15 protein-coding genes are annotated in these 13,840 nt (G+C 70.6%); 7 read left to right on the top strand and 8 right to left on the bottom strand.

Going from position 1 to position 13,840, the window contains the following annotated elements; genetic code table 11:
- Positions 1-15: 15 nt before the first annotated feature.
- The 3 genes from H0S67_RS04410 to H0S67_RS04400 all read left to right on the top strand — a co-directional run bounded on the left by H0S67_RS04410 (position 16) and on the right by H0S67_RS04400 (position 2,481).
- Positions 16-321 (top strand): contact-dependent growth inhibition system immunity protein, encoded by a 306-nt coding sequence (locus H0S67_RS04410; RefSeq protein ID WP_180935596.1) that lies wholly within the window; start codon positions 16-18, stop codon positions 319-321.
- The gene (locus H0S67_RS04405; protein WP_180935595.1) at positions 302-643 is read left to right on the top strand and encodes a contact-dependent growth inhibition system immunity protein; all 342 of its coding nucleotides are present in this window, start codon (positions 302-304) and stop codon (positions 641-643) included. Before H0S67_RS04410 ends, H0S67_RS04405 begins: the two co-directional genes overlap by 20 nt.
- Positions 644-882: 239 nt before the next feature.
- Positions 883-2,481 carry an APC family permease gene (locus H0S67_RS04400; RefSeq protein WP_180935594.1) on the top strand — a complete coding sequence of 533 codons (1,599 nt, stop codon included), beginning with the start codon at positions 883-885 and terminating at the stop codon, positions 2,479-2,481.
- A 54-nt stretch (positions 2,482-2,535) separates the two neighbouring features.
- Here H0S67_RS04400 and H0S67_RS04395 read toward each other — a convergent pair whose 3' ends face one another.
- Complete coding sequence (locus H0S67_RS04395) at positions 2,536-3,216, bottom strand: SprT-like domain-containing protein (RefSeq protein WP_180935593.1); 681 nt, start codon at positions 3,214-3,216, stop codon at positions 2,536-2,538.
- Between the two features lie 149 nt (positions 3,217-3,365).
- On the opposite strand from H0S67_RS04395, the gene H0S67_RS04390 reads away from it, so the two are divergent.
- Positions 3,366-4,349: a hypothetical protein gene (locus H0S67_RS04390; protein WP_180935592.1), complete on the top strand. Its 984-nt coding sequence runs from the start codon at positions 3,366-3,368 to the stop codon at positions 4,347-4,349.
- 16 nt (positions 4,350-4,365) lie between these two features.
- Here the strand turns inward: H0S67_RS04390 and H0S67_RS04385 are convergent, their stop codons facing one another.
- Positions 4,366-5,328 carry a PD40 domain-containing protein gene (locus H0S67_RS04385; protein WP_180935591.1) on the bottom strand — a complete coding sequence of 321 codons (963 nt, stop codon included), beginning with the start codon at positions 5,326-5,328 and terminating at the stop codon, positions 4,366-4,368.
- 277 nt (positions 5,329-5,605) lie between these two features.
- Here H0S67_RS04385 and H0S67_RS04380 point away from each other — a divergent pair, with 277 nt between their 5' ends.
- From H0S67_RS04380 to H0S67_RS04370, 3 genes are all read left to right on the top strand, one after another.
- On the top strand, positions 5,606-5,743 hold the full coding sequence (locus H0S67_RS04380; RefSeq protein ID WP_180935590.1) for a hypothetical protein: 138 nt from the start codon (positions 5,606-5,608) through the stop codon (positions 5,741-5,743).
- Between the two features lie 77 nt (positions 5,744-5,820).
- Positions 5,821-6,441: an AzlC family ABC transporter permease gene (locus tag H0S67_RS04375; protein WP_180935589.1), complete on the top strand. Its 621-nt coding sequence runs from the start codon at positions 5,821-5,823 to the stop codon at positions 6,439-6,441.
- The gene (locus tag H0S67_RS04370; RefSeq protein ID WP_180935588.1) at positions 6,438-6,758 is read left to right on the top strand and encodes an AzlD domain-containing protein; all 321 of its coding nucleotides are present in this window, start codon (positions 6,438-6,440) and stop codon (positions 6,756-6,758) included. Before H0S67_RS04375 ends, H0S67_RS04370 begins: the two co-directional genes overlap by 4 nt.
- A gap of 26 nt (positions 6,759-6,784) precedes the next feature.
- Here the strand turns inward: H0S67_RS04370 and H0S67_RS04365 are convergent, their stop codons facing one another.
- From H0S67_RS04365 to H0S67_RS04340, 6 genes are all read right to left on the bottom strand, one after another.
- On the bottom strand, positions 6,785-6,937 hold the full coding sequence (locus tag H0S67_RS04365; RefSeq protein WP_180935587.1) for a hypothetical protein: 153 nt from the start codon (positions 6,935-6,937) through the stop codon (positions 6,785-6,787).
- Complete coding sequence (locus tag H0S67_RS04360) at positions 6,931-7,995, bottom strand: hypothetical protein (RefSeq protein WP_180935586.1); 1,065 nt, start codon at positions 7,993-7,995, stop codon at positions 6,931-6,933. The genes H0S67_RS04365 and H0S67_RS04360 overlap by 7 nt, the downstream gene beginning before the upstream one ends.
- A 101-nt stretch (positions 7,996-8,096) precedes the next feature.
- Positions 8,097-8,558 (bottom strand): lipase family protein, encoded by a 462-nt coding sequence (locus H0S67_RS04355; RefSeq protein WP_180935585.1) that lies wholly within the window; start codon positions 8,556-8,558, stop codon positions 8,097-8,099.
- A gap of 209 nt (positions 8,559-8,767) precedes the next feature.
- A complete protein-coding gene (locus tag H0S67_RS04350) occupies positions 8,768-11,656 on the bottom strand; it encodes a vitamin B12-dependent ribonucleotide reductase (RefSeq protein WP_180935584.1) in 2,889 nt (962 codons plus the stop codon).
- Between the two features lie 174 nt (positions 11,657-11,830).
- The gene (gene nrdR / locus H0S67_RS04345) at positions 11,831-12,337 is read right to left on the bottom strand and encodes a transcriptional regulator NrdR (RefSeq protein WP_180935583.1); all 507 of its coding nucleotides are present in this window, start codon (positions 12,335-12,337) and stop codon (positions 11,831-11,833) included.
- Between the two features lie 373 nt (positions 12,338-12,710).
- Entirely contained in the window at positions 12,711-13,739 is a 1,029-nt protein-coding gene (locus H0S67_RS04340) for an ATP-binding protein (protein WP_180935582.1), read from the bottom strand.
- Positions 13,740-13,840 lie beyond the last annotated feature (101 nt).

Below are 13,840 nucleotides of genomic sequence, written 5' to 3'. Positions count from 1 at the left end.
AGAGAGGAGAGAACCTTGGAAGCCGAGTTGTTGCGCCAGTTGATGGCCGCCTACTTCCACGAGGACTTCCAGGACGTCTACGGCGGTGTATGGGAGACGATCGACGCGTTCGTGGCCGACGACCCAGCCGAGTCCGTCCTGTTGCCCGACGAGATCGCGGCGGTTTTGGCCGAGTTCCCGACGGAGGAGGCAACGGCGGGTTATGTGATCTCCCTTGGCTGCTGCTACCAACCGCAGCCAAACGACGGCGGATATAGGGGATGGCTCGCTGAGATCGCTCGTCGAGTCTCGTCTGCGGTTGGTGGAGCGCGCCCGGTCTGACATGCCGCCGACACCCGAGAAGACTCCAGCACTGTGCCAGTTCCTCGGCGCTTACCTTCACCAGGACTGGCCCATCGAGTTCGATGACGAATGGGCGGCACTTGACCGATTCATCGAGGAATCGGCCGAGCTTGCCAGCCATCTCCCGATCGAGATCGAGAGCGCTCTGGGCGAACACCATGCCGAGTCGGACTTACGAGCGTTCCTCGTGGCGCAGGGCTGCAACTACGTCCCGGACCCCGATAAGGGCGGCTACCGCGGCTGGCTCACCGAGATCGCACGCCGCGTCGAGGCGACGCTCGCGCGGGACAACCGGAGCTGACCCGAAGAAGACCGCTCCCGCGTGACCAAAGTTTGTGATGGACACGCATGGTGCGGGCGCGACAATGGTGACGAGACGCGTGCTCGAGCAACGTCGCGCGCCAGCCGGCGTTGCTCAGGGACGAGCCTCACGATCCATCGAAATCGGGGCGGTGGTCGCGCGGTGACACGGCGCCAGTCCTGGCCGGCTCCGCGCAGCAACTCGACCACGGGGGACGTGCGACCATCCAGGAGGGTGACATGTCCGAGCCCGCTCGCCCCGAGGGCCTCAACGACGACGACCGGCTCGAGAGCCTGGGGTATCACCCGCAGCTCAACCGGGTGCTGGGACAGTTCGCCAACTTCTCGGTCGCGTTCACCTACCTCTCCCCGATGGTGGGCATCTACTCGCTGTTCGCGCTCGGCGTCGCGGCCGGCGGCCCGGCGTACGTCTGGCTGACCTGGATCCCGGTCGCCGGGATGCTCTTCGTGGCACTGGTCTTCGGGGAGCTCGCGAGCCACTACCCCGTGGCCGGCGCGCTCTACCAGTACAGCAAGTTCTCCGTGGGACCGTCGTACGGCTGGTTCGTCGGCTGGTTCTACGGCATGGCGCTGCTGATCACGGTCGCGGCCGTCGATACCGGCGTGGTCAGCTACACGACCGCGCTGTCGCACAACTGGTTCGGCTGGAACTTCGACCCGACCAACCACCTGACGATCCTCGTCATCACCGCTGGCCTGGTCGTCATCCAGACCGTCCTCAACATCACCGGCGCCCGCGTGATGGGGCGCGTCGCGCAGTTCGGTGTGTACGTCGAGATCGTCGGCACGCTCGGCATCGCGATCATCCTGGCCATCGACGGTTTCCACCACGGGCTCGGGTTCCTCTTCTCGACCCAGGGCGCGGAGAACAAGGCGACCAACGCGCTCGGGCTCGACTTCGGCGGCCACTGGCTCACCGGTGCCGCGCTGATCGCGGTGCTGGCACCCGTCTACATCTTCTACGGCTTCGAGTCGGCCGGGGACATCTCGGAGGAGACCAAGGACGCCGGTGTGAAGGTGCCGCGCTCGATGCGCCAGGCCCTGATCTGGGGCGGCGTCTCGTCGTTCGTGCTCGTCGCCGCGCTGCTGCTGGCCATGCCGTCCGGCAGCGACCCGGTGGGCAAGACGGTGGACGGCGGCGGCGTGCCGTTCATCCTCGGCGAGCTGCCGAGCGGGCTGCAGGACTTCCTGCTGCTGCTGATCATCTTCGCGTTCTTCTCGTGCGGCACCTCCGTGCAGGGCGCTGGAAGCCGGCTCGCGTTCTCCTTCGCGCGCGACGGCGCCCTCCCCGGCTCCGGGTGGGTCTCGCGGGTGAACCCGCGGTTCAAGACGCCCACCAACGCGCTGCTGGCCGGCGCCGTGGTCACCATGCTGTTCGTGCTCCTGGTGTTCTACTCACCCTCCAAGAACGTCGAGATCGGGTTCATCACCTACCCGGCCAACATCAACGCCCTGGTCTCCCTGGTGTCCTTCGGCGTGAGCGGCATCTACCTGTCGTTCCTGCTGACGGTGATCGGCGCGATGGTCGCCCGGTCTCGCGGGTGGGTACCTGAGGGCAGGTTCCGTCTGGGGCGTTGGGGGTGGCCGGTCTGCATCATCGCCGCCGCCTACCTCGGGCTGATGCTCCTGAACGTCGTCGCGCCCACCGGACTGACCAGCCCGCGCGGCTACTTCAACCTCGACTGGATCACCCTGGTCGTGATGGTGATCGTGGCGGTCGTCGGCGTCATCGTCTTCCTGCTCGGCCGGCCCGACCGCGAGATCGGCACGCACGTGCACGACGAAGCCGAGCCCACCGGCGCGGAGCGGCACACCTGACCCGGGTCGGGTCGCGTGCTTGGTCCTGAGCGGGGCACACCTTGACGCGGCTGGTCAGACGGGCTGCACCATCGAGAACGGCACCGTCATCACCGAGCTCCCGACGCGCAGGTGGTAGCGGGTGCGGCCCCGCTTGACCAGGGTGCCGGTGACCCCGTCGTACTTGCTGCCCGGGATGACGATCCGCACCGGGTCCCCCGGCCGGACCGGCGAGCGGACCACCGGGCGAGACGCCGCTGCGGTGAGGCGCTCGAGCTCGGCGCGGTAGCCGGGAAGCATGGGTGCCGGCTGCCCCCGGAAGGTCCAGCTCAGCAGGTTGGCGACGTCGAACGACGGTGAGCAGGTACGGCACGCCGCCGGCCGTTCGGGACGTCGATGACGGGTCAGCCGGTGCCCCGCAGGGCAGGTGCCGACCCAGTCGCCCTCGATGCTCGGGGCGTCCTGGCTGGTGCACCGGGCGCCGCTGCAGCCGATCCGGAGCGCAGTCGCCCGCCAGGCCGCGTCGTGACCGTGATGCGCGCCGACCAGGGCGTGGGCGATCTCGTGGAGGATGGTGTCGCGCACCTCCGCCTCCGGGTGGATCGAGGTGAGCGGTGCGCTCAACCCGATCTGCTTGCGGCCGGGCCGGCAGATGCCGGCACGCCGCTTGGCCCGGTCGAACACGATGCTCCAGTCCCGGAGTCCGTGCCGGTCCAGCAGCCGCCGCCCCAGCCCCGCCGCCTCGTCCAGGTCCATGCACCCTCCCTCGATCAGTCGGCCGCACCTGCTGCCGCGGACCACACCGTAGGGGCCGCCACCGACGGCTTCGGACAGGCCTGTGGATGAGCGCCGACGGCCGGGACCGGATGTGCGCAGAATCGGTGACCTCGACCTCGGAGGAACCCATGACGTCATCGACCTGGCTCGACAAGCTCGATCTCCACGACGTGCTCGAGGAGCTCACCCACGAGCACGGCCCGCAGAACATGGAGTGGCTGGCGGACCGGGCACGGCGGCGGATCCGGGATCCGCGCATCACTCGGGACCGGGTGGAACAGCTCGCGGACGAGGCCACGACCCTGGTGGTGCGGCCCGACGGTCGGGTGGCCAACCTCGCGCACGTCCTGGACGGGATCGTCCTCACCCACCGGGTCCGAGGCTCCCTGCGCGATCGGAGCGACCTGTGGCTCGGGGAGGGCGTCCACCCCTTCCTGCTGATGGCCTGCGCGCGACCTCTGCCGCTGGCCGGCGGCGGCCGGGTCCGGGCGTCACAGTCCGCCGAGCCGGCCCTCGTCGGCCCTCGCGGCTGGCTGCCGGACGCGGAGCGCGGTGACCTGATCGCCCTGCGGTGGCGGTCGGGCGAGCTCGAGGTCAGCACCGTCGACCGGGCTGACCTGGCCGGCGCGGCCGAGGAGCTGCACGTGCGCGAGCTCGTCGCCGAACGCCGCAACACCGCGAGCTGGAACGCCGCCACCGACCGGGTCGACCGCGCCGCCCGGGTCGTCCACGCCCTGGCCCTCGCCCGCCTCGAGGACCCGGACCTCCTGTCCTCGCCGCACGCACCGCTCGACGAGCTGCTCTACGACCCGCTCGAGACCCGCGAGTCCGAGCACTGGCGTGCGATGGCAGCCTCCCGGCAGGAGGACAGCGTCACGTTCTGCATCGACGGCATGCCCATCGCCCTGCACTCGGAGCTGATGGCCCGTGCGCGGCAGTACGGCATGACCACCGACCAGTTCGTGATCGCCCTGCTCGGCCACCTGGCGTGGCGTACGCCGTTCGCCGAGGACATCGAGCCGTGGGAGGACTGGCTGCCCGAGAAGAGCCCCGGGGCCAAGCTCGTCGTGCTTCCCGGTGTGCGTCAGTCGTCGGAGCCGGACCCGGCGTGATGCGTGGAGGAGAGGTTCACCTGGCCTGCCAGTCGGGGGCGCCCGCGAAGATCCCCTGGAGCAGCAGCCGCGCGTCGGTGCCGTCCGGACGCACGGTCCACAGGCCCGAGTGCCGCCGCCAGCCCGGCGTGCCCGCCTTCTGGTTGCTGTAGAGGACGATCCGTGCGCCGTTCGGCGCCCAGCTCGGCTCGGAGTCGTCGCAGCCACGGTCGAGCACCCTTCGCGACGTGCCGCCGCTCGCCGCGATGACGAAGACGTCCGAGCGGCAGGGCTGCTCCTGCCACGACCGGGTGTAGGCGATGCGCGAGCCGTCCGGGGACCACGCGGGGTCGAACTCCGAGAACGCCGAGCGGGTCAGCCGGTGCAGCCCGCTGCCGTCGGTGCGGATGGTGAAGAGATCGGGGCGGCTGCGGCGGTTGTACCTGATGAAGGCGATCCGGTCGCCGCGTGGCGACCAGGCGGGCTGGTCGGCGGACCAGTGCCGCCGACCGGGACTCGTCAGCCGCGACACCGTGCCCGTGCGCAGGCGGTACACGAACAGCTGGCGGGTCTCTCGTGCGGCGTCTGCGGCGAACACGATGCTCGATCCGGTGGGTGACCACGACGGGAACCGGCCGCCTTGCAGCCCCGAGAGCAGCAGGCGCTTGTGGTGCCCGCGAGGACCCATGAGCCAGAACTGCGTGCCGGCACCGAGCCGGTTCCGCTCGAACACGATCCTTCGCCCGTCGGGAGACCAGGCCGGGGAGAACGCGTCGCCCGCGGCGGTGAGCCGGCGGACACCTCCGCCGCGCGGGCGCACCGTGAAGACGTCGAACGACGAGGTGTTGTCGCCGACGTCGACGTAGGCGATCCGCCCGTTGGCGGCGGGACCCGCCGGCGCGGCGGCCGAGTCCGACGCGGCCCGGACGGGCGCGGTGAGTGCCGCGCCGGCGACGCAGGCGGCGACGAGCAGCCCGGTCGTGGTTCGGATGCGGCGCATGGTGTCCTCCCGAGTCCGTCCTTCTCAGTACGCACCCGCACGGCGCCGGACGCATCGCCTGTTCTTGGGGTGCGCGCCGCCCGTGGCCGGCAATCAATCACCGGCCGATGAGCGATGAGTACGACGAAGCAGGCGTTCGCCTTTGCGGCTCTCCCCCGACCTTCCCCGAACGCTGTGAGAACTGCGTCGGAGACACGGTGGTCGCGGCACGAGGGAAGGCCGCGGGAAGGTGCCCGGTCCACGCTCGAGTGCCTTACCGAAACTCACTGGAGGAAGCATGCACACCAACCTGTCCCTCGAGGCCGCTCGGGCGTTCGAGAACGAGGTCGGCCGCCGGCTCAGGCAGCCCGGCAAGCTCCAGGCGCTCGAGCTCGAGCGGGAGCGCCGCCGGCGGCGCGGCCGCCGATCGCTGTGACCGAGCGCCTGGCCCCCGAAGCCCTGGGGCGAGCGGGGTCCCCGGGAGCCGGACAGCTGCACGCCGGCATCCGGGCGATGGCGCCGATTCTCCTTGCGTACGCGCCGTTCGCCCTAGTGGTCGGCGCCTCGGTCGCCGCGAGCACCGAGCCGTGGGCCGCCTGGGCCGGCACCTGGCTGGTCTACGGCGGCGCCGCCCACCTCGCCCTGCTCGACGTGCTCGCCCACGGCGGTGGCTGGATGGCCGCTGCCGCGGTCGGCCTCCTCGTCAACGCCAGGCTCACGGCGTACGCCGCGGCGATGGCGCCGGCGTGGCGGTCGGAGCCGATGTGGCGTCGGATCGCGGCGGCAGTGATGCTCACCGACGCGCCCTGGGCACTGGCCCGGGACCGCGCGCGCAACGCTCCGTCGTACTACTTCGGCGCGGCCATCACGCTGTTCGTCGCCTGGCCGGCCATGGTCACGGCAGGGGCGCTCATCGGGAGTCACATCTCCGCCACTCCGGTCACGGACCTCGTCACGCCGCTCACGCTGGGCGCCGTCGTCGTACCTCAGCTGCGACAACGTCCCGTCGCCGCCGCGATGGCCGCGGGCGGGGTCACGGCAGCGGTGACGTGGCAGGCGGACACCGGGACGGCCTTGCTGCTGGCCGGCTCGGTCGGCGCCGCCTGCGGAGTGCTCGCGGAGCGTGCGCGATGAACGTCCTGCTCGCCGTCCTGGTGGTCGGCCTCGGCAGCCTGCTGTTCCGAGCGGTGCCGCTGGTCGGCGCCCACCGCCTGCCTGTGCGGCTTGCGGAGGCGGCCGGGTTCGCGGGGCTCGCGGTCATCGCGGCCGTCACCGTCCGGTCCGTGCTCCACCACCAGGACGGCAGCATCGCCGCCGCCCCGCTCGTCGGCGCGCTCGCGGTGGGAGTCGGGCTGCTGATCGCGTTCCGCGGACGCTCCGTCCCGGTCGCGGTCGGCGTCGGCCTGGCGTCGTACCTCCTCGTGGTTGCCGCCCTGTCGTCCCTCCGCTGAGCGGCCCCAGCCCCGGTCCTCCACGATCAGGCCGCAGCCTCGGCACTCAGCGCCGCCAGCAGGGCGAGCCGGCCCTGGGCCGGCGGCGGGACCAGCCCCGCCCAGTGCTCCCAGGCCCCGCGATGGCCGGCCGCCACCAGCTGTGCTTGGGCCTCCGCGAACCCGTGCGGGTTCAGCACCGCGGCCGCGACGTACGACGCGTCCGCCTCGGGCCCGAACGACCCCTCGGCGACAGCCCGCAGGACGCGGTACGCCGCGCGCCCGATCTCGTCACGCCCGCGGGCGAGCTGCTCCCTGGCGCTGGCCACGCGGCCGGCGGTGTGGCGCGCTCGAGCAGGATGAGGCCTGGCACGTCGGTGACCAGCTCGCGGTCCTCCGACCGCAACATCGAGCGTTCGAGGCGTCCCTCGGCGAATGCCCGCTCTAGGGCCGTGATCCACGCACCACGACGGTCTCCGGTCGCAGCCGCGACAGCGGTCTGCTCGTCCACCGGCAGTGGGCGGGTGTCGAACATCAGCGCCGGGGTGGTCCCGCTGGGCACCAGTCGCCCGATCACAAAGCCGCCCACGTCGAGCAGCAGTCCCGCTCCCAGGTCCAGGACCTCGCTCGAGCGGTCCTCCCCGCCGAGGTCTCGGACGACCAGTCGCCCTCCGCCGACCGACTCGAGCCGGAAGCCGCTCATCGTGGCCCCGACCCACTGGCGCGCCAGGGAGCACCCCTCCGCGAGCCGTCCGGTGGCGAGCGTTTCCAGGAAGAGCTCGAGACCGCGGAGCTCGAAGGTGCAGATCTGGTGGTAGGCCCAGTCCTCCCCCACGGTCCTGGACATGAGCTGGATCGGGTCGGCACCCTCGTCGTACGCGCGCTCGAGATCCTCGGCATGGAACATCCGCACCGTGTAGTCCAGCGCGATGCGGGACGACTCCCGCGACAGCGAGCCGGGGTCCTCGGCGCGAGTGCACTGGTAGGCAACCCACCGGGCCCACAGCCACGGCGTCATCTCGTCCGACAGGTCGGCCAGCTGCGTCAGCACGACCCGGTGCGCGCTGCGGCGGAACATCGGCACGCCCTGGTGGTACTCCAGTGCGGTCGCCGCGTCACCTGCCCGCTCGGCGGCGGTCGCGCTGTCGACGAACGCTTCGTACTCGCGCGTCATCAGGTCGCTGATCCGCTTCCCGCGGCGGAACCCCGGTGACGGGCTGGACGGGCTGGACGGGTACGGCGATCTCGGCGTGCTCATGCCCTCAGACTTCGCCTCGAGCAGGTGCCGTCACAAGGCTCGCTACGGCTCCTGTGGACAACGCAGCGCCGAGGACGGGCTGTGCACGATCTACGGCTCGGTCAGCAGGTGCTCGGCGGCGGCGTCCCGGCGAAGCGCGCGGCCAGCCAGGCCTCCGCCGCGGGGATGAAGCTCGCCCCGGCGTCGCTGTGGTCGGCACCCTGGATCTCCTGGGTCTGCACCGGCACGCCCTGGCGGCAGTACTCCGCGGCCAGGTCGGCCTGGTCCTTCGCGACCATCACGTCGTCGCCCTTGCCGTCGTGGTTGCCCCACACCATGAACATCGGCGCGCTCGGGTGGCCCGAGGCCGACCCCATCTCGAGGCCCTTCATGATCCGGCGGAAGACCGGCACGTCGAGGATGTCCTCGTAGCGCTTCTTCATCAGGTGCTTGATCGTCAGGTTGGGGAACTCCCCGGACATCTCCCCGATGCACTGGTGCGACTCGGTGCGCACCACCATGCGGCCCCACCTGGAGAGGTACTTCCTCAGGTCGAGGCCGTGCGCCCGGCTGATGCCTTCCATCGCCCCGGGGATCACGTCGGACCACTCCGGCGTGCCGTTGACGTAGGGCAGGTCCCCGGTCTCAAGCTTCGAACCCTTGCCACTTTCACGCCCCCGATCCTTGCTCCGTCGCCACCCCGCTTCGACCGAGTGGGCCGACCGCCAGAGGCGGTCGGCCCACTCAATATCGAGTCAGGTCGCGTCCCGTGCCGCTCGCAAAACGATGCGCATCAGCTGCAGCCGCTGGTGGAGCCGCAGCCCTCGCAGACGTAGCACGAGCCGGCGGGGCGCATCTTGGTGCCGCAGGTGAAGCAGAGCGGGGAGTCGACGGCGTGGCCGGTGATCTTCTCCAGGAGCTCGGCGGAGGTGTGGGCCTCCTTGGCGGGCTGGGCCGGGACCTCGCGGGCCTCGGAGCCGTGGCTGTCCTTGGTCTCCACGAGCTCGGCCTCGACCACCGGGACGGAGGTTGACGGGGCCTCGAGGAGCTCGGCGGCGGAGCCGGTCTCCTCGACGGGCTCGTAGGAGCCCGTCTCGAGGTGGCGCTGGCGCTCGTCGGCCGAGTAGATGCCCAGGGCGGCGCGCGACTCGAACGGGAGGTAGTCCAGGGCCAGGCGGCGCCAGACGTAGTCCATGAGGGACTGCGCCATGCGGACGTCCGGGTCGTCGGTGAGGCCGGCGGGCTCGAAGCGCAGGTTGGTGAACTTCGAGACGTAGGTCTCCAGCGGCACGCCGTACTGCAGGCCGATGCTGACCGCGATCGAGAAGGCGTCCATCACGCCGGCCAGGGTCGAGCCCTGCTTGCCGAGCTTGAGGAAGACCTCGCCGAGGTGGCCGTCATCGTGCGCACCCGAGGTCATGTAGCCCTCGGCGCCACCCACGGTGAAGGAGGTGGTGCGCGAGACACGGGACTTCGGCAGGCGCTTGCGGGTCGGGGCGTAGACGATCTTCTCGACGACCTTCGCCTCGACCGGGGCCTCGGCGGTCTGCGCCGTTGCGGCCTCGCCCTTGTTCTCGCCCTTGCCACCCGAGAGCGGCTGGCCGACCTTGCAGTTGTCGCGGTAGATCGCGGTGGCCTTCAGGCCGAGCTTCCACGACTGCAGGTAGACGTCCTCGATCTCCTCGACGGTGGCGCTCTCGGGGAGGTTGACCGTCTTGCTGATCGCGCCGGAGAGGAACGGCTGGGCCGCCGCCATCATCCGCACGTGGCCCATCGGCTTGAGGGCGCGGGCGCCCATCGCGCAGTCGAAGACCTCGTAGTGCTCGGTCTTCAGGCCGGGCGCGTCGATCACGTGGCCGTGCTCGGCGATGTAGGCGACGATCGCCTCGACCTGCTCGGGCTGGTAGCCCAGCTTCTTCAGCGCGCGCGGGATGGTCTGGTTGACGATCTGCATCGAGCCGCCGCCGACGAGCTTCTTGAACTTCACCAGGGAGAAGTCGGGCTCGATGCCGGTGGTGTCGCAGTCCATCATGAAGCCGATGGTGCCGGTCGGTGCGAGCACCGAGGCCTGCGCGTTGCGGAAGCCGTTGGTCGCGCCGAGCTCGATCACCTGGGCCCACGCGGCGGTGGCGACCTTGTGCACGCCGGAGTCGGCGATGCCGAGGGTGCGCACGGTGTCGTTGGCGGCCTGGTGCTTGCGCATGACCCGCTTGTGGGCCTCAGCGTTGCGGGCGTAGCCGTTGTAGGGGCCGACCACGCCGGCCAGCTCGGCCGAGCGCTTGTAGGAGGTGCCGGTCATCAGCGAGGTGATCGCGGCGGCCATCGCGCGGCCACCGTCGGAGTCGTAGCCCAGGCCCATCGCCATCAGCAGCGCGCCGAGGTTGGCGTAGCCGATGCCGAGCTGGCGGTAGTCCACGGTGGTCTTGCCGATCGCCTCGGTCGGGAAGTCGGCGAAGCAGATCGAGATGTCCATCGCGGTGATGATCAGCTCGACGGCCTTCGCGAACAGCTCGGAGTCGAAGGTGTCGTCGTCCTTGAGGAACTTCAGCAGGTTCAGCGACGCCAGGTTGCACGAGGAGTTGTCGAGGGACATGTACTCCGAGCACGGGTTGGACGCGGTGATCCGGCCGGTCTCGGGGTTGGTGTGCCAGTCGTTGATGGTGTCGTCGTACTGCAGGCCCGGGTCGGCGCACTCCCAGGCGGCCTTGGCGATCTTGTGGAACAGGTCGCGGGCGTCGACGCGCTCGATGACCTCACCGGTCATCCGGCCGCGCAGGGCGAAGTCGGTGCCGTCCTCGACCGCACGCATGAACTCGTCGCTGACGCGGACGGAGTTGTTGGCGTTCTGGTACTGCACCGACGTGATGTCGGCGCCGCCGAGGTCCATGTCGAAGCCGGCGTCACGCAGCGCGCGGATCTTGTCCTCCTCGCGCGCCTTGGTCTCGACGAACTCCACGATGTCGGGGTGGTCGACGTCGAGGACGACCATCTTGGCCGCACGGCGCGTCGCGCCGCCGGACTTGATGGTGCCCGCGGAGGCGTCGGCACCGCGCATGAAGGAGACCGGGCCGGAGGCGGTGCCGCCGGAGGAGAGCAGCTCCTTGGAGGAGCGGATGCGGGAGAGGTTCAGGCCGGCGCCGGAGCCGCCCTTGAAGATGAAGCCCTCCTCCTTGTACCAGTTCAGGATCGAGTCCATCGAGTCGTCGACCGAGAGGATGAAGCACGCGGAGACCTGCTGCGGCGAGGGAGTGCCGACGTTGAACCAGACGGGAGAGTTGAAGGAGAAGTACTGGTTGACCAGGAGCCAGGTCAGCTCGTGCTCGAACACCTCGGCGTCGGCGTCGGTGGCGAAGTAGCCGTGCTCGACGCCCGCCTTGGTGTAGGTCTTCACGACCCGGTCGACGAGCTGCTTGAGGCTCCACTCGCGGGCGTCGGTGCCGACGGCGCCGCGGAAGTACTTGGTGGTGACGATCGTCGAGGCGTTGACCGACCAGAAGTCGGGGAACTCCACGCCGCGCTGCTCGAAGACGGCCTCGCCGGTCTTCCAGTTGGTCTGGACGACGTCGCGACGCTCCCACGAGATCTCGTCGTAGGGGTGCGTGCCCTCGGTGCTGAAGACCCGATCGATCTTCAGGCCGGCCCCCGTCTTGGCGGATGCCCCGCCGCTCACCGTCTCGGTCATGTGTGCGCTCTCCCTGTTCCCTCGTGTCGTGGTGTCTCTGATCTGGCCCGGCAGTCGCCGGAAAAGCTTGAAGCGGGGTGCTGTCTTGATGATCCCTCCGACCACCGACAGTGGATGGTGTGGTGCGCCCGGCGCCGCGCTGCTTCCCCACAACGGGGCGCCGGGCGGTCTGGGTCAGCCCGGTGGGGCCGAGGCGGTGGCGTCGAGCAGCTCGCCGGGGCTCGAGGGGACCGCGCTGCGCTCTGCGCGCAGCATGGCGATCTCATCCTCGAAGTCGTCGGCCGACTCGAACGCGCGGTAGACGCTCGCGAAGCGGAGGTAGGCCACCTCGTCGAGCGTGCGCAGCGGGCGCAGGATCGCCAGGCCCACCTGGTGGGCCGGGAACTCCGCGAGCCCCTGGCTGCGCAGGTCGTCCTCGACGGCCTGGCCGAGGCAGGCGAGGTCGTCCTCGCTGACCGGGCGACCCTTGCAGGCCTTCCGGACGCCGGCGACGGCCTTGTCCCGGGTGAAGGGCTCGGTGGCACCGGAGCGCTTGAGCACGGTCAGCTGCATCTGCTCGACGGTGGTGAACCGCTTGGCGCAGGAGCTGCAGGTACGCCGGCGGCGGATCGAGCCGCCGTCGTCGGCGACGCGGGAGTCCAGGACCCGGGTGTCGGTGTTGCGGCAGTACGGGCAGTGCATCGGGTCCCCCTCTCGCGTCTCGGTTCCGACATCCGGGCTCGCCACGAACACCCTCGGACGGGTGTGGAGAGGCTGTGGATATCGGGGGTCATTCTGTGTAGAACATCCGGTCACCTGTGGGGCTTCCGCACCCGTTCTGTGAACTAGATGTGGATAACTACACCGGTGTAAGTACTAGATGTAGTGGTAACCGTACGCCGCGATCCGGGGCAGCGCAACGCGAACGCGACAACACCCGGGGGCCGGTCGGCCGCGTGCAGAGAAACTGCAGGTCAGCGGCCTGCGGGCAACCGAAAATAGTCATTTCGGGTGGTGTGTCGCACCCTCGGACTGGGGTCGTCGACACGGCCCCGGAATCGGCTCGGGCGGACCCCTAGCCGGTCTGCTGGGACGACGCCTGGCCGCCGTCCAGCTCGAGGATGAACCACACGCTGGTGCCGGTGGTGTCGACCTCGGAGCCCCAGCGGTCGGCCAGGGCGTCGACGAGCATCAGCCCGCGACCGTAGACCCGCAGCGGGTCGTCCCCCTCCCCCGGCGGCGGGCTGGGAGCGGGGGCGCCGGCACTGGTGGAGCCACCGAGGTCGCGGACCACGACCGTGAGCACGTCGTCCTCGAGGTCGAGGGTCAGCTGGGAGGTGGTCTGGGCGTGCATCACCACGTTGGTCACCAGCTCGGAGAGGCAGAGCTGGGCGGTCTCGACCGCGTCGCCCTCGACCTGCCAGGCACTCAGCTGCTCGCGCAGGAACCGGCGCGCGGCACCCGGGGAGCGGGGCTCGCTGTCGAGCAGCAGGCTCGCGCGACGCCCCTCGCCGGCCACCGCCGGGTCGTCCGGGGTGGTGTCGCCGTGGCTGCGACCGACGGTCACCCGCACCCGGCGCACCGCTTCGGCCACGCGGCGGGCTGCCGCCTCGAGCAGCCCCAGCTGCGGCTCGGTGAACGCCTGCGGGGCGTCGTAGAACAGGATGATCCCGCCGATCGGGGAACCGGTCCCGGGCAGCGGCCACGCCGCCAGCGCCGCCACGCCCTCGTCACGCTTGTAGGCGACCAGGTCGGGGTACTTCTGCTCGAGGGCGTCGAGCTCTCCGAGCACCGGTTCGCCGTTGCGGACGACCGCGGTGAGCGGGACGTCCTCGTACGCGTCGATGTGGCACCACTCGAGCCCCTCGGGACTCACCCGCTCGGTCGCCACGAACCGCAGCCGACGGCCGCCGCCCTCGGTGAGCGCCAGGCCGACCCGGGCGACGCCGGGGAGCTGCCCCAGGTCGCCGATCACGTTGCGCGCGATGTCGTCGACGTCGGGGGCGCTGCGCAGCGCGAACCCCAACCGCGAGAGGTGTCCGAGCGGCGCGCGAGGGACATGCGTCATCGGCTCGTCGACCGACGAGCGGGCACCCTCCACCACGGGGGCCAGCCTAGGACAGCGCGGCCGGAAAGGACTGCCCATGAGGCCCTTGACAACGGCTTTCGGCGTCCTGACGACTCGTTCGAGCCCGAGCGCACGAA

Source organism: Nocardioides ungokensis (assembly GCF_013466985.1).
Classification (GTDB): Bacteria; Actinomycetota; Actinomycetes; order Propionibacteriales; family Nocardioidaceae; genus Nocardioides; species Nocardioides ungokensis.
This window is presented reverse-complemented; position numbering and strand designations above follow the sequence as displayed.

Coding starts and splice junctions, on each gene's coding strand:
- H0S67_RS04390 (WP_180935592.1), top strand. CDS start 3,366: ATGACGTCATCGACCTGGCTCGACAAGCTCGATCTCCACGACGTGCTC.
- nrdR (WP_180935583.1), bottom strand. CDS start 12,337: ATGCACTGCCCGTACTGCCGCAACACCGACACCCGGGTCCTGGACTCC.
- H0S67_RS04350 (WP_180935584.1), bottom strand. CDS start 11,656: ATGACCGAGACGGTGAGCGGCGGGGCATCCGCCAAGACGGGGGCCGGC.
- H0S67_RS04360 (WP_180935586.1), bottom strand. CDS start 7,995: ATGAGCACGCCGAGATCGCCGTACCCGTCCAGCCCGTCCAGCCCGTCA.
- H0S67_RS04355 (WP_180935585.1), bottom strand. CDS start 8,558: ATGGAAGGCATCAGCCGGGCGCACGGCCTCGACCTGAGGAAGTACCTC.
- H0S67_RS04375 (WP_180935589.1), top strand. CDS start 5,821: ATGGCGCCGATTCTCCTTGCGTACGCGCCGTTCGCCCTAGTGGTCGGC.
- H0S67_RS04380 (WP_180935590.1), top strand. CDS start 5,606: ATGCACACCAACCTGTCCCTCGAGGCCGCTCGGGCGTTCGAGAACGAG.
- H0S67_RS04370 (WP_180935588.1), top strand. CDS start 6,438: ATGAACGTCCTGCTCGCCGTCCTGGTGGTCGGCCTCGGCAGCCTGCTG.
- H0S67_RS04400 (WP_180935594.1), top strand. CDS start 883: ATGTCCGAGCCCGCTCGCCCCGAGGGCCTCAACGACGACGACCGGCTC.
- H0S67_RS04385 (WP_180935591.1), bottom strand. CDS start 5,328: ATGCGCCGCATCCGAACCACGACCGGGCTGCTCGTCGCCGCCTGCGTC.
- H0S67_RS04395 (WP_180935593.1), bottom strand. CDS start 3,216: ATGGACCTGGACGAGGCGGCGGGGCTGGGGCGGCGGCTGCTGGACCGG.